Here is a 13,576-nt window from a genome sequence, read left to right as displayed (position 1 = left end):
AGCGGCTTCTAACATAGTTTTTTCACAGCGACGACCGTAAAAAGGAGGCAAGCATAGACCTCGCGCAAAGGTGCAAGGCTCTGTCATGTGTTCAGAAGCAATAGCTACAGCGCCTTCCCAGTTGTTAGTTTCGTGGAGGTTTTCGTATCGAGAAATTTGGCCATGAATTGGCGTATCCAGTCTCCTAATTGACACATCGTTGTTGGAACCTAGCAGGTTGTTACAAGTCTTTGAAACACCATGAGAAAGGGAATTGCGATTAGCCAGAGAACTTCAGGTAGGGTCGAGATTTGTATCCAGCTCAGAGGGGATCAGGCATTGAATCCGGCAGACACCATCGCGCTCTCATACTATGGTCATCGATAGCGAGTGGGCCACTGAGCAGCCGCTGCTGATCACGGCGCCCTGCCGCCATCAACAGGCTGCTAACCGTCCGACCTTCGCCTGTCCCACAGTTGCGGCGGTGGACCGCCTGGACGGGCGAGTTAGTACTCGCGTCGACGCCCGCTTCCACAAATGCGCTGGTCCGTTGGCACTATTTGGACCGGCACTGGAGGCTGATCGGGCTCCTCATCGGCGATGGCGCGCCAGGCCGCGCCGTCGAGATCGTCATATTGGCCGCTCTTCAGCGACCACAGAAAGCCAAGCAGACCGAGGAAGCCGAGTGAAAGGGCGAGCGGAACCAGATAGATCAGCACTTCCATCAGAGGGCCTCGCCTCTTCGCGCCCGCAGCGCGTTAAGCATGACCAGCACCGACGAGCATGACATTGCCGCGGCGGCAATCAGCGGCGTCACCAAGCCGGCGATCGCAACGGGCACAGCCAGGACGTTGTAGACGACAGCAAGACAGAGATTCTGCCGCATCAGCCGCAGCGCCCCGCGCGAGGCAATGACCGCCTTTATCACGGGCCCAAGATGCGCACCGAGGAAGATCGCATCAGCGACCGCCTGGCTCATATGGGTAGCGGTGACAGGCGACATCGAGGCATGGGCTGCTGCGAGCGCGGGCGCGTCGTTCAAGCCATCGCCGACCATCAACACCTTGTATCCCCTGCTCGTCAGATCTTCGACCCGGGCGACCTTGTCCGTCGGCGAGACGTTGGCCCGCCACTTGTGAATGCCAAGCGTCTCGGCCGCCCGCCGAACAGCCGGCTCGCGATCCCCGGAAACGATCTCCACCATGATGCCAAGGCGTGCGAGGCTTGTGACGACCTCGACCGCGTCCGGCCGCATCCTTTGCCTGATGGCAAAGACATGCCTCGCCTCGCCGTGGCTGAACGCGACGACGGAGGCCTCGGGATCATGGCACAGGATCTCGTCAGCGAGGCTGTCAGCGCCGCAGAACAAGGGGCGGCCCAGCCGGATCGGCGCGCCCTCATAGTAACCGCGGACGCCCCGTCCCGGCTCCTCTTCGATATCGGCCAACGGCTCGTTTGCGCCGGCAGCACGCGCCAGGGCGGCGGCGACCGGATGGCGGCTCGACAGCGCCAGCCGGCCCGCCAATTTGACGACATCCTCGGGAATGCCAGCGAGATTGGCGACATCGAGTTCAGGCAGCGTCAGCGTCCCGGTTTTGTCGAAGATCACCCGATCCACCTCGGCGATACGCTCGATTGCATCCCCGGCATTGAGCAGCACGCCGGAACGGAACAGTGCGCCGGCGGCCACCGTCTGCACCGCGGGGATAGCCAGACCCAGCGCGCAGGGGCAGGTGATGATCAAGACTGCGATCGCCGTGACCACCGAATTATGAAAGGTGGCGCCAGAGGCAAGCCAACCCAGCATGGTCAGGAAGGCCGTGATGTGAACGATCGGCGCATAGAGTCGCGACGCGCGTTCGGCGAGGCGCAGATAGCGCGAGCGCGCTTGCAGGGCATGATCGAGCAGCCTGGAAATCTCAGCAAGCAGTGTGCCGTCCGAGGTCGCCGCTGCACGGACGCGCAGGGTGCCGGACCGTACCAATGTGCCGGCGAACACCGCGCTGCCGGGCGTCGCGATCGCCGGCAAAGTCTCGCCGGTAATAAGGCTTTGATCGATCTCGGAGCTTCCCTCGATCACGTTGCCGTCGACTGTACAGCATTCGCCGGGGCGCACCAGCACGATGTCCCCCGGCTTGATCGCCGCCACCGGAACGGTTCTGATCTCGGTCGGGCTAATGAACTTCGCCGCAGTCTCCGCCTTGAGTGCTGCAAGGTTGCTGGCGAAGGCGCGGGTGCGTCGCCTCATGTTCTGGTCAAGATAGCGACCTGCGAGCAGAAAGGCGATCAACATGATCGCCGCATCGAAATAGGCGTGCTCGGCATGAGCGATGGTCTCGATCAGCGATGTCGCCAGGGCGAGCAGAATGCCGATGCTGATCGGAACGTCCATATTGGTTCCGCGCGCCCGCAGCACGGCAAAAGCGGAAGAGAAGAATGGTTGCGCACAATAAGCCGCGGCCGGCAGGACGATCAGCGCGGAGAGCCAATGAAAGAAGTCGCGCTGTTCCGGCAGCATATCCGAGACATTTCCGGACCATACCGGGATCGACAGCATCATCACGTTCATCGCGGCAAAGGCGGCGACGCCCAGCCGCCGCAGCAATTCCTGCGCTCTCTCCGCCTCCAGCGTCTCCGCATTGTCCCGCTGGAACGGATATGCCCTATAGCCTAATTCGGCGAGCCGCTTGACAAATAGAGCTGGATCGAGGGCTCCGGCCTTCCATTCGAGCGCCAGCCGATTATCGGTGAGGTTCACGCGTGCCGAGGTCACATCCGGAATGCTCGACAGATTGCGCTCGATCTTGCCCATGCAGCCCACGCAACTGATCCCCTCCACCGCAAGGTCAAGCTGGAGACGGCCCGCGCCTGTCCTCTTCAGAAAGTGAGAAAAGTCGATGTCGGACTGCATGTGCACACGCTCTCAATTCAGGACGATGCGGTTCTTCGACAGAAACATGCGGCGGTCGTCATCGTCGCCCTCGATCACGAGATCCCACTGTCCGACAGCGACGCCCGAGGCGCTGCCGCGGTAGATCCCAGCATTGGCCTGCGAGACATCAATCGCCCGATCGGCCCGGCGGTCGACCGGGCGCTCGAGGCGGGCCACGAAATTCATTCCGGCGAGAGGCGCACCTAGGCGGTCGCGCGCCTCGATCGCAAGCTCAGCTTCACCATCCGACTGCCGGTGGATGTATACCTGCACCTGCCAGTTTCGCTCGTTCTGCTGCCGTGCCGCGATGATCTCGCGCTGATAGGCGAGGCTCGCACGATAGGCGCTGTCAACCTCCGTCCCCGGCAGCGTAACGATGGCAAAGCGCATCATGACCAGATTGGCGCCGATCACGACCGAAAAGAACGCAAGGATCGCGATCAGGACGAAGCGCCCGGTAATGGGCCACGTGACTTGATTTGATGCGGTCATGGTCACATCCCGTCAGTGATCGTCAGGGGAGAACAAAATGATCCGATGCGGAGGCGACCTCGCCGAGGCCAAGGTCGGTGACCCGAAACCTCACCGGCATCGAGCGTTCCGCCATGCCGTCAACCGGCGCCGTCAACAGCACACGCAGTTCTGTCGTCGTATCGCGAGCCAGGACGATCATCGGCCGATCCACGGTCACCGAATCGGCGCCGACGACGTGGACGGACGTCTTGGGCGGCCCATCGATGTCGATCGCGATTACCCGATCGAAGTCGCGCCTGTTGAGCAAACGCACGGTATAGGCGTTGCGAACCGATCCATCGCTGAGTCTGACAGCCATGGGATTACGATCATGCAGAACGCTGAGATCGAGCATCGTTCTCGACAACAACTCATAAACCATCACCGCGCAGATGATCGTGATCAAAAAGGCATAAACGAGCGTGCGCGGGCGCACCGGCTTGAACAGCTCCGGCTTGCCGTCCATCCGCCGGCGGATATTGATGTCGTTGTCGTAACCGATCAGGCCGCTTTTGCGCCCGATCTTCTTCATGACGGCATCGCAGGCATCGATGCACAGCCCGCACTGGATGCAGCCCAGCTGGGCGCCATTTCGTATATCGATCCCGGTCGGACAGACCGCCGCGCATTGATTACAATCGATGCAGTCTCCGACCCTTTCGCCGCGTGCGCGCAGATCGAATGATTTCTTCAATGAGCAGCGCTGCTCGCCGCGGTCGTATTTGTAGGCGACATTGAGGGCCCATTCGTCGGTGAGCGCGGCCTGGATGCGCGGCCACGGGCACATATAAACGCAAACCTGCTCGCGCATGTAGCCAGCCAGCAGATATGTCAAAGCGGTCAGGATCCCAATCCAGATATAGGCGGTTGCGGGCGCTTGGAACGTTGCCAGATCGTGCACCAAGGTCGGCGCGTCGGCGAAGTAGAGCACCCAGGCGCCGCCGGTCCACCAGGCAATCATCAACCAGATTGCGTGCTTCAGCACGCGCTTTGCCGCGCGCCCTGCTGTCATCGGGCGCGCGGCGGCCTTCAGCCGCTCGCGACGGTCGCCCTCGACCCAGCGCTCGACCGCATAGAACAGGTCGGTCCAGACCGTCTGCGGGCACAGATAACCGCACCAAATCCGCCCGCCCAGTGCGTTCATCAGGAACAGCACGATGGCAGCAAGCACGAGCAAACCGGTGAAGTAATAGAGCTCTTGGGGCCACAGTTCGATGAAGAAGAAGTAGAACCGCCGGTTTGGAAAATCGAGCAACACCGCCTGGTCGGGAGCGCCGAGGCCGCGATGCCAACGCACGAAGGGCAGCAGATAGTAGATCCCCAGACACACGACCATCAGCCGCCATTTGATCGTGCGGAAAGTACCGCGGACGCTCTGCGGATAGACCTTCCTATGGGCTGTATAGAGGGGTCCATCCTCGTCACTCACTGGCTCATCGAGCGAAACGGTCTTGTTTACGGTGGGCTTCATGACCGACCTGACATCGGGCGCGGATGGCTCGCGTTGATCCTGGGTCACCGGCGCGCAGGTTTTGCGGCGCATCTCGCCTATTGTCCGCCGCCGAGCGAATGGACATAGACGGCAAGTGCCCTGACTGTGATGGGATCGAGCCGCCCGCTCCAAGCCGGCATGATGCCGGCGCGGCCATAGCTGATGGTCTCGACCAGCGTGTCCTCGTCCGAGCCGTACAGCCAAATCCGGTCAGTCAGATTCGGTGCGCCGAGCGCCTGATTGCCTTTGGCGTTCTCGCCATGACAGACCGCGCAATTCTCGGCAAAGATCTTGGTGCCGGCCGCAGCATCGAACTTGGCTGCCGTGGTCAGGCCTGACAGCGATCGCACGTAGTTTGCTACGGTGACAATCTCGGTTTTCGTGAGAATGCCGTCGCGGCCAAAGGCCAGCATTTGTCCCTCATGCGCCTGGGCATGCCCGGAACGTGCGCCGAACTGGATGGTCTGCAGGATCTGGTCGAGCGATCCGCCCCACAACCAGTCATCGTCATTGAGATTCGGATACCCCTTGGCACCCGCGCCACCGCTCCCGTGGCATGGCGCGCAATTGTCCGCGAACACCGTCTTGCCGCGCGCGCGAGCCAATCCCAGCAGGGCCGGATCCTTCTCGATCTCGGTAAGAGACGCTTTGCCCAGCACGGCCATCTTCTCGCCGCGCAGCTCCTCAAGACTTGCGAGGTCGTTGACGACGCTGGCGCGGGTCGAATAATCAAACACGCCTGTCGTGTAGCTTGAGAGGAGCGGCCATGCCGGATAAACGACCCAGTAGCCTATCGCCCAAAGGATTGTGGCGTAGAAGCTCAGAATCCACCAGCGTGGCAGCGGCGTGTTGAGTTCCTTTATACCATCCCATTCGTGCCCCGTCGTGGAGCGGCCGGAGATGTGATCGATGTCGTTGTGCTCGGTCATGATCTGTCAGTCCCGGCGCAGCGGCATGCGCGCCGCAGAATCAAAACGCCTCTTGTTGCGAGGCCACAGCGCGTAAACGACGATGGCTATGAAGATGCCGACGAACAGCGGCGTCCAGAGCGTCACAACGAAGCTCGATGCCAGATTCTCGATGGAAATAACCGCTTTCATCAGAGGATCCTTCAGCGCAGATTGGCTTTTTCGTCGTAGAGCTTGAAATCGATCAACGTGCCGAGCATCTGCAGGTAGGCGACGAGCGCATCGAGTTCAGTCGGATTGCCGGCCCTGCCGTCGAAATTGCGCACAGCGGCCTTCGGGTAACGCTTCTGGAACGATTCGACGTTCGCGCTGTCAGGATCGAGTTGCGTCTTCATGTCGGCGACAGCGTTCTTGATCTGGTCCTCGCTATAGGGGACGCCGATCGCCCGATTGGTGCGCAGATGTGCGACCATGTCGGTCAGGTCGACCTCGGTGTTCGCCAGCGACGGATAGCCCGGCATCACCGATTGCGGCACGATCGCGCGCGGATTGGTCAAATGCGTGACGTGCCATTCATCGGAATATTTCCCGCCAATACGTGCGAGGTCCGGGCCAGTCCGCTTCGAGCCCCATTGAAACGGATGGTCATACATGCTCTCAGCGGCCAGCGAGTAATGCCCGTAGCGCTCGACCTCGTCGCGTAACGGCCTGATCATCTGCGAGTGACAGACATAGCATCCCTCGCGTACGTAGATGTTGCGGCCGGCAAGCTCGAGCGGCGTATACGGCCGCACGCCGTCCACCGCCTCGATCGTGCTCTTGAGGTAGAACAACGGCGTGATCTCGACCAGGCCACCGATCGCTATCACGGCAAGGATGCCAGCGATTAAGATGATCGAGTTCTTCTCAAAGATCTTGTGTCGGTTCCAGAGCGACATGCGATGACCTATTCCGCGACCTGGAGCGCTCGAGCGTCCTGGATTTGATCAGCTTCCCGCGCATTCACCGTCATCCAGAGATTGGCGGCCATGATCAGCGCGCCGATCAGGAACAGTGCGCCACCCGCGGCACGGATGATGTAGAAGGGATGCATGGCCTCGACCGACTCGATGAACGAGTACTCGAGGAAACCGAGCGAAGTATAGGCGCGCCACATCAGCCCCTGCAGGATGCCGGACACCCACATCGCGGAGATGTAGAGCACGATCCCGATCGTGGCGATCCAGAAGTGCCAGTTGACGAGCTTGAGGCTATACAGCTGTCGATTCCAAAGCCAGGGAATCAGACAATACAGCGCGCCGAATGATACGAAGCCAACCCAGCCCAGTGCGCCCGAATGCACATGGCCGACCGTCCAGTCCGTGTAATGGCTAAGCGAGTTGACGACCTTGATTGCCATGGTGGGACCTTCAAATGTCGCCATGCCGTAAAAGGCAACCGAGACCACGAGCATACGAAGTACCGGGTCGGTGCGGAGCTTGTCCCAGGCGCCCGAGAGCGTCATCATGCCGTTGATCATGCCGCCCCATGAGGGCATCCACAGCATGATCGAGAACGTCATGCCCAGCGTCTGCGTCCAGTCCGGCAGGGCGGTGTAGTGCAGATGGTGCGGTCCGGCCCAGATGTAGAGGAAGATTAGCGCCCAGAAATGGATGATTGAGAGACGGTAAGAATAGACCGGCCGTTCGGCTCTTTTCGGAATGAAGTAGTACATGATCGCCAGGAAGCCGGCGGTCAGGAAGAAGCCGACCGCGTTATGGCCGTACCACCACTGAAACATGGCATCCTGCACGCCGCCCCAGGCAATGTAGGATTTCGAACCGAACACCGATACCGGCAATGCGGGATTGTTGCCAAGGTGGAGCACCGCAATGGTGACGATAAAGGCGAGATAGAACCAGTTGGCGACGAAGATATGCGGCTCCTTCCGCTTCAACAGTGTCGCCACGAACACAATGAGATAAGTGATCCAGACAATGGTGAGCCAGAGATCGGCGTACCACTCCGGCTCGGCATATTCCTTCGACTGGGTGACACCGAACAGATAGCCAGTGCCTGCGATCAGAATGAAGAAATTATAGCCAACGACCACAAACCATGGCGCCAGATCGCCAGCCAAGCGGGTGCGGCAGGTCTTTTGCACGACGTAGAACGAGGTCGCGATGAGCACGTTTCCGCCGAACGCAAAGATCACAGCCGATGTGTGCAAGGGCCGGAGCCGACCGAAGCTCGCCCAGGGCAAATCAAAATTCAGTGCAGGCCAGGCAAGTTGCGAGGCGATCAGCAGACCGATGGAAAAGCCTGCAATGCCCCAGAACATCGCCAGCACCGAGGCGAATTTGATCGGACCGAGATTGTAGTTCGGTCGGCCATTGATCTGCGCCGGCGGTAATTGCGCCGGCCGTTCGTAGTAGCGATTGAGGATGACGCCCGTTGCGGTCAGACTGGCGGCGGAAGCCAGCAATGCGTGGAAGGTAAACGCAGAATCGTGCCCCATCGCTCCGGCGAAAAAGAAGACGTAGGCAGAAACTGCAAATACCGACATCAGGCCTGCTTCACCCATCGTCGTGGATTTCGAGGCAAAGGATGGGCTTGTCATGGCTTGGCCTTCTTTGAAAGCGGGATGCTTGGGGAATTATTTCCGGCGAGCTAAGCGATTGGGTTCATCAATCGCAAAAGCGCTGCGGGAGGCCGTCGTCGACCTCACGACCGAGCGCGCGCAGGGTTTGTTCGTTGGGGCAGTCTTTCAGCGGATTTCGATAGTTCCCTGTTTGGAGGTTGGCGACGCAACGGGCTTTGGCCTGACATAGGCCGCATACTCGCTGCAGATCGCGCAGTACGTCGCCATGGCGGGCGGCAAGCGCATGCTCGGAAAAACCGGCAAGTGCGAGGCGCTTGCTCAAGAGTTCGGGAGAGCCCGGACTTTGTGCCAGGGTTCGAAAAGCGGATGTAGACAGATTAAGCTCGCGCGCGATCGCATCGATGTCCTGCGGGCTCAAGCAAGCCAGCTCGGACGTCCGAGACAGGCTCGCTCGCAATCGGCTGAGCAAATTCCTAAACCGCCAAGGACTACCGATATGTGCAGGTTGGCTGACCATGTGTCATGTCCCTCGAAGCAGCCATAGCTGCTGGAGGCAGGTTTGTTTTTGACCTGCATCAAATGTAAGAGCAAATCGTTCGATCCGGATCGCTCTACCCCGGGGCGCCTGCGAGACTGCGCCGAGGCCCATTTCGTGTTGCGGGCAACAGCCCGCCTGCCGCATTAGCGACAGCATCGCGAGCTCCTTCGAATCGACTCGGCGCGATGTTTTAAAAGATCGCGCTTGAACTCGCGGATTGACCATCGCCATGAAATTCGCAAGGACCTGCGCTAGCCGAACTCAGGCTAGCCGCCCCATGCCGGGGGCAACGCAGGCGGGGTTCGAAGCTCCATCGCATCCGCGAAAATGGTCCAATCGCGGACACCTTTTTGCTTGCAAAAGTCGCTCTCCGCTTGCTGTGCAGCAGCACTCAGCGATGCGGCATCGACCTTGAACGCTGCCTGACAGGCACGATGCTCGTGGCCGGTATCGTCACAGACGGTCTTAATGAAGCGAACGTTAAATGAAGGCATGACTACCCTCTTGCGGTGGGTTTGCTTATCCGTGCCTATTCTGCCATTAGCGCGCGGAGAGTATTTGATTTGTCTCAAGCAGCATCCAAAGTAATCGGTCACTTACCGTGACAGAGACTGTTCTGACGCGTGCTGGCGGCCCGGCATGTCGTTAGCCAGACCTGCGTCCCCGTGATCGTGAGCAAATGGGGCGAACCGCCCCTATCTCGCGCCTGACGACCCACCCTGCCGCCGCAATGGCAAAGCCGATGACCAAGCTCGCCGCAGCCAAGGTTTCGATAAGGCCAAGGTTCAGGGCTTCCGCGCCAAAGCCTATGGCTGCGATCAGCGCCGGCAAGACCACCGACAATGCGAGGCGAGCAATCACTAAGGGTCTCCTTTGCGCCTCTCGCATCATTGATGACACGTGTGTCATGGTCCGATGCGCGTCCAGTGCGCTTCAACATTCGCATGATTGCATCGCCTCTATTTTGATTTCCATCAATCCGGCCGTTCCAGGGCTTGTCGGGATCAAGGCGCGAGGCGAGCAAATCATCTGAACGGGAACATGTTTGGCCCCTGTCCTGCTCGCGGCAGCCATACGCCGTCGGTCGTTCTAGACGCGCATCGCTTTTTTTGACCTGGATCAATACTTCAGCGGCGGCCGAGCGATAGAAACGATCTCCAGTCAAGGTCAGACATATGGCTCACAGAAAGACTTGGCGCCCCATCATCTTTTCGTGCTCAAATACGGGCGACCGTGTTCAAGCACTGCTGCCGAACGACGCAGTCGAGCCAAGCGCCAACGACCTGCACCCGGTAACCTGCATCGCCTGCGATGGTGTCCACGTCATCGACCCGCGGACCGGCCCGACGCGCGGGGCCGAGCGCAGCTAGCCGATCCGTCCCACGACCGACGCCGTAGCAAGGAGATGTCCCACCAACAAAGGATGTTCGATATGACAGGCCACGGCGAAACTCGCTCGGCGAGGGGCTCAATTGTGGGCCGCGGTCCAGTCCAGTTTCTGCAAACACCCGATCATGACCAACCGGGGAAGGCTTGAGCAGGTTCGAATCAGTTCGACCGAAGGTGGCAAGGTGCTTCGTAGCATCAATCCCGATATTTGGATCGGCAAGAGGGCCATGACCCAGCACGATGGGTTCGACGATGCCTCCGCCGACAGACCCGAGGCGGCGACTGCTGCGATCGAACCGCGCGCCGCCTGCGCAATATTGGGCTGAACCAGGTCGCGGGGCGGACAAGCGATGTGGTTCGTACTGTCTGAAAGGTTACTTGAATTTGTCAGTCGGCGGCGATGAACACCGTCCAGGATCTAATGGCAACGTGACGTGGGAGCGGATCGAGACGGCGCCCTTCGATCGCGACCTTGAGATTGGCGTGATCGAGGGTAATACCATTCATCGGCTGGTCTTCCCTTGCCGCCGCATCTTTGGCGGCTGGATCAAGGCGAAGACCGGAGAACACGTCGCTGTGCAGCCCACGCACTGGCGCATTTGGTTCAAATAGCGATGGCTATCCTGCAACAATATAACGGCGCGAATTGACGCGCATCTGCCTCCGGTGGCCCTCCCGCGGCCAAACGATGTAGGATCGATCTCATAAGAGGGTCTGCCGGCAAATATGTCCGACCACATCTGGTATCGCTATGGTACTGCCGCGGCAGCCGCCGCGCTCGCCCTCGTGCTCCGCGCGGCGCTCAATCCGTATCTCGATGACCGCTCATTTACGATCATCTACCTTCCGGCGATCGTTTTTGCCGCTTTCGCCGGCGGCCGCGGACCAGCGAGCTTCGCGACCCTGCTCTGCCTCGTCATCAGCGCGGCATTTCTTGGGAAAAGCCTCATCACCGTTTCCGCAAACATGATCGATATTGCCGCATTTGCGGTACTAGGTCCCATGCTTGGCTTCATGGGCGACCGGCTGCGGCAGGAATCGGAGCAGGCGCGGTATCGGCAAGCTCATCTGCAGTCGATCCTGGACACCGTACCGGAAGCCATGATCGTCATTGACGAGAAGGGTATCATTCGCTCGTTCAGCGCCGCGGCAGTGCGTTTATTTGGCTGGTTGCCGGACGAAGTGGTTGGAAAGACTGTATCCAAGTTGATGCCGCAGCCCTACCGGGCCGAGCATGACCGCTACATTGAACGTTATCTGACCACCGGCGAGCGGCGCATCATTGGCATCGGTCGCATCGTGGTGGGCGAGCGGAGCGACGGCTCGACCTTTCCGATGGAGCTTGCCGTCGGCGAGGCCAAAGTGCGCGGCGAACGCTTCTTCACCGGCTTTATCCGAGACTTAACCGAACGGCGGGCGCAGGAACGGCGGCTGCAGGAGCTGCAGTCCGAACTCGTCCATGTGTCGCGGCTAACAGCCATGGGTGAGATGGCATCGTCTATTGCCCATGAAATCAACCAGCCGCTCTCCGCCATCACAAACTATATGCGCGGCGCAAAGGCTCTGCTGGCGTCAGACAAGCCGAACGCCAATCGCATTGGTGATGCACTCGAACACGCCGTCCAACAGGCTCTGCGCGCCGGCGATATCATCAAGCGCTTGCGGGAGTTCGTTGCCAAAGGCGAGACGCAGCATTCTGTGGAAAATCCGCTCACGCTACTTGAAGAGGCTGTAGCGCTGGCCCTGCTCGGCGCCAAGGAGCAAGGCGTGCGGGTGACAATGCGCAGCGACCGCGATCTGCCGTCAATGATCGTAGATAAGATCCAGATCCAGCAAGTCGCTCTGAACCTGATACGCAACGCGATCGAGGCGATGGCTTCCTGTCCGCGCCGCGAATTGACCGTCGGAGTCAGCAAGGTCGATGGTCTCGCCAGGTTTACCGTTGCTGATACGGGTTCCGGTATCAGCCCTGATGTCGCCGACCGCCTGTTCCAACCCTTTGTCACGACGAAGGAACACGGCATGGGTGTTGGACTATCAATCTGCCGGACAATCGTGGAATCCCATGGCGGCCACATCGTGGCGGAAGCAAATCCGGGTGGCGGCACGATCTTTCAGTTCACGCTGCCATTTGCGGACGTCGGTGAAGAAGCATGACCGGGCGGCGCATTCTTGTGATCGACGATGAAGCCGCGATGCGGGATTCGCTGGCGTTTCTGCTTGATATTAGTGGTTTCTGGGTAGCAACCTACGAGACCGCGACCGAGTTTCTCAATGACATTGCAAGCGGTCCGATCGACTGCGTTGTATCAGACATCCGCATGCCAGGAATGAGCGGCCTCGAACTGGTCCGCAAGCTGAAGGCCGATCGCCTCGACTGTCCGGTCGTCCTGATAACCGGTCATGGTGATGTATCACTCGCAGTTGAAGCGATGAAAGCGGGTGCGGTCGATTTCATCGAGAAGCCGTTCGAGGATGAGGTGCTGTTGCGTGCCATCAACGCTGCTTTGGAAGCGCGGCCAACGAAGCCAGACGATGACGCAGCGAAACTGCAGGCAGAAGGGCGCCTTGCCGACCTCTCGTCGCGCGAACGTGACGTCCTGCAGGGACTATTAGCCGGCAAGATCAACAAGGTAATCGCCCATGATCTTGGCATCAGCCCCCGGACGGTCGAGGTTTATCGCGCCAACCTGATGGCCAAGACCAATGTACGCAGCATGTCTGAGTTGATGCGGATTGCCATCGCCGCAGGATTCTAGCAGGGGCGCGAGCGGCACGGTCCAGGCGACGAACAAGGGCTCGAAAGATCTTGGAGAATTCGTCCAGGAATGATCCTCAATCGCGAGCATGGCGCGCCTTAAAAACGCATTGTCCAGCGGAGCCTTGAGCATAGGCCACAGACCGGCAATGGAGAAAATCAAGACGAGCCCAGCGAACGATGCACCCGCACGTCGCGCTGCGCCCGCTCTCCGTCTGCGACAATGTCCTCTCATGTTGCTGATTGATCCCCCGGCAGCCGTTGGAGAGGCTTGAGCATTGGCGTATTCGGCTTGACCGCGGACTAACCAGCCGCACATCATCTTCCGTACTGGCGATCCTCTCAGTGTACCTGTTGTCGATGAGGGTGAATGTCGAGCAGGCAACGGGGAGAATCGACGGCATCCGCGATCTCGGGCCGCCCCCTAATCTGTGCAGCAAAAATCGCTGTGCACGAATCGTGCAGGATTCGCAGTTGACATGAGCG

At 59.8% G+C, this 13,576-nt stretch carries 15 protein-coding genes; 5 read left to right on the top strand and 10 right to left on the bottom strand.

All coding sequences use genetic code 11. The features are described 5' to 3' along the window. Positions 1-485: 485 nt before the first annotated feature. The 10 genes from ccoS to ACE10X_RS11780 form a co-directional block, all read right to left on the bottom strand. Positions 486-704 (bottom strand): cbb3-type cytochrome oxidase assembly protein CcoS, encoded by a 219-nt coding sequence (ccoS, locus tag ACE10X_RS11825; RefSeq protein WP_018270241.1) that lies wholly within the window; start codon positions 702-704, stop codon positions 486-488. Beyond that, positions 704-2,890, bottom strand: coding sequence for a heavy metal translocating P-type ATPase (locus ACE10X_RS11820; protein ID WP_016841956.1), 2,187 nt, complete (start codon positions 2,888-2,890; stop codon positions 704-706). The genes ccoS and ACE10X_RS11820 overlap by 1 nt, the downstream gene beginning before the upstream one ends. A 12-nt stretch (positions 2,891-2,902) precedes the next feature. After that, the gene (locus ACE10X_RS11815) at positions 2,903-3,403 is read right to left on the bottom strand and encodes a FixH family protein (RefSeq protein WP_016841957.1); all 501 of its coding nucleotides are present in this window, start codon (positions 3,401-3,403) and stop codon (positions 2,903-2,905) included. 22 nt (positions 3,404-3,425) lie between these two features. Continuing rightward, the gene (ccoG, locus tag ACE10X_RS11810) at positions 3,426-4,895 is read right to left on the bottom strand and encodes a cytochrome c oxidase accessory protein CcoG (RefSeq protein ID WP_026192394.1); all 1,470 of its coding nucleotides are present in this window, start codon (positions 4,893-4,895) and stop codon (positions 3,426-3,428) included. 77 nt (positions 4,896-4,972) lie between these two features. Continuing rightward, the gene (gene ccoP / locus ACE10X_RS11805; RefSeq protein WP_018270238.1) at positions 4,973-5,845 is read right to left on the bottom strand and encodes a cytochrome-c oxidase, cbb3-type subunit III; all 873 of its coding nucleotides are present in this window, start codon (positions 5,843-5,845) and stop codon (positions 4,973-4,975) included. A 6-nt stretch (positions 5,846-5,851) separates the two neighbouring features. Then, complete coding sequence (locus ACE10X_RS11800) at positions 5,852-6,016, bottom strand: cbb3-type cytochrome c oxidase subunit 3 (RefSeq protein WP_016841961.1); 165 nt, start codon at positions 6,014-6,016, stop codon at positions 5,852-5,854. Between the two features lie 11 nt (positions 6,017-6,027). Next, positions 6,028-6,762, bottom strand: a complete 735-nt coding sequence (gene ccoO, locus ACE10X_RS11795) for a cytochrome-c oxidase, cbb3-type subunit II (protein ID WP_018270237.1) — start codon at positions 6,760-6,762, stop codon at positions 6,028-6,030. An 8-nt stretch (positions 6,763-6,770) separates the two neighbouring features. After that, the gene (gene ccoN, locus ACE10X_RS11790; RefSeq protein WP_026192393.1) at positions 6,771-8,423 is read right to left on the bottom strand and encodes a cytochrome-c oxidase, cbb3-type subunit I; all 1,653 of its coding nucleotides are present in this window, start codon (positions 8,421-8,423) and stop codon (positions 6,771-6,773) included. Between the two features lie 67 nt (positions 8,424-8,490). Then, a complete protein-coding gene (locus ACE10X_RS11785) occupies positions 8,491-8,823 on the bottom strand; it encodes a hypothetical protein (RefSeq protein WP_125459132.1) in 333 nt (110 codons plus the stop codon). 386 nt (positions 8,824-9,209) lie between these two features. Beyond that, positions 9,210-9,437, bottom strand: coding sequence for a hypothetical protein (locus ACE10X_RS11780; RefSeq protein WP_075968369.1), 228 nt, complete (start codon positions 9,435-9,437; stop codon positions 9,210-9,212). Between the two features lie 248 nt (positions 9,438-9,685). Between ACE10X_RS11780 and ACE10X_RS11775 the strand changes: the two genes are divergently transcribed. From ACE10X_RS11775 to fixJ, 5 genes are all read left to right on the top strand, one after another. Beyond that, entirely contained in the window at positions 9,686-9,976 is a 291-nt protein-coding gene (locus ACE10X_RS11775; RefSeq protein WP_125459131.1) for a hypothetical protein, read from the top strand. 481 nt (positions 9,977-10,457) lie between these two features. Further along, complete coding sequence (locus ACE10X_RS11770; RefSeq protein WP_018270235.1) at positions 10,458-10,658, top strand: hypothetical protein; 201 nt, start codon at positions 10,458-10,460, stop codon at positions 10,656-10,658. 52 nt (positions 10,659-10,710) lie between these two features. Further along, positions 10,711-10,944, top strand: coding sequence for a hypothetical protein (locus ACE10X_RS11765; RefSeq protein ID WP_311990172.1), 234 nt, complete (start codon positions 10,711-10,713; stop codon positions 10,942-10,944). 114 nt (positions 10,945-11,058) lie between these two features. Then, positions 11,059-12,489 (top strand): PAS domain S-box protein, encoded by a 1,431-nt coding sequence (locus ACE10X_RS11760; RefSeq protein ID WP_016841968.1) that lies wholly within the window; start codon positions 11,059-11,061, stop codon positions 12,487-12,489. Further along, a complete protein-coding gene (gene fixJ / locus ACE10X_RS11755) occupies positions 12,486-13,091 on the top strand; it encodes a response regulator FixJ (protein ID WP_016841969.1) in 606 nt (201 codons plus the stop codon). The genes ACE10X_RS11760 and fixJ overlap by 4 nt, the downstream gene beginning before the upstream one ends. Positions 13,092-13,576: the final 485 nt, after the last annotated feature.

The organism is Bradyrhizobium sp. Pha-3, assembly GCF_042258325.1.
Taxonomy (GTDB): Bacteria; Pseudomonadota; Alphaproteobacteria; order Rhizobiales; family Xanthobacteraceae; genus Bradyrhizobium; species Bradyrhizobium elkanii.
Note: the sequence above shows the minus strand (reverse complement) of the source record. Positions and strands in the feature narration are given on the sequence as shown.

Bases quoted from the DNA above. Each gene is read 5' to 3' on its own strand.
- ACE10X_RS11770 (WP_018270235.1), top strand. From the start codon at position 10,458: ATGACCAACCGGGGAAGGCTTGAGCAGGTTCGAATCAGTTCGACCGAA.
- ACE10X_RS11760 (WP_016841968.1), top strand. From the start codon at position 11,059: ATGTCCGACCACATCTGGTATCGCTATGGTACTGCCGCGGCAGCCGCC.
- ccoS (WP_018270241.1), bottom strand. From the start codon at position 704: ATGGAAGTGCTGATCTATCTGGTTCCGCTCGCCCTTTCACTCGGCTTC.
- ccoO (WP_018270237.1), bottom strand. From the start codon at position 6,762: ATGTCGCTCTGGAACCGACACAAGATCTTTGAGAAGAACTCGATCATC.
- ACE10X_RS11800 (WP_016841961.1), bottom strand. From the start codon at position 6,016: ATGAAAGCGGTTATTTCCATCGAGAATCTGGCATCGAGCTTCGTTGTG.
- fixJ (WP_016841969.1), top strand. From the start codon at position 12,486: ATGACCGGGCGGCGCATTCTTGTGATCGACGATGAAGCCGCGATGCGG.
- ccoN (WP_026192393.1), bottom strand. From the start codon at position 8,423: ATGACAAGCCCATCCTTTGCCTCGAAATCCACGACGATGGGTGAAGCA.
- ccoG (WP_026192394.1), bottom strand. From the start codon at position 4,895: ATGAAGCCCACCGTAAACAAGACCGTTTCGCTCGATGAGCCAGTGAGT.
- ACE10X_RS11775 (WP_125459131.1), top strand. From the start codon at position 9,686: ATGACCAAGCTCGCCGCAGCCAAGGTTTCGATAAGGCCAAGGTTCAGG.
- ACE10X_RS11780 (WP_075968369.1), bottom strand. From the start codon at position 9,437: ATGCCTTCATTTAACGTTCGCTTCATTAAGACCGTCTGTGACGATACC.
- ccoP (WP_018270238.1), bottom strand. From the start codon at position 5,845: ATGACCGAGCACAACGACATCGATCACATCTCCGGCCGCTCCACGACG.
- ACE10X_RS11820 (WP_016841956.1), bottom strand. From the start codon at position 2,890: ATGCAGTCCGACATCGACTTTTCTCACTTTCTGAAGAGGACAGGCGCG.
- ACE10X_RS11815 (WP_016841957.1), bottom strand. From the start codon at position 3,403: ATGACCGCATCAAATCAAGTCACGTGGCCCATTACCGGGCGCTTCGTC.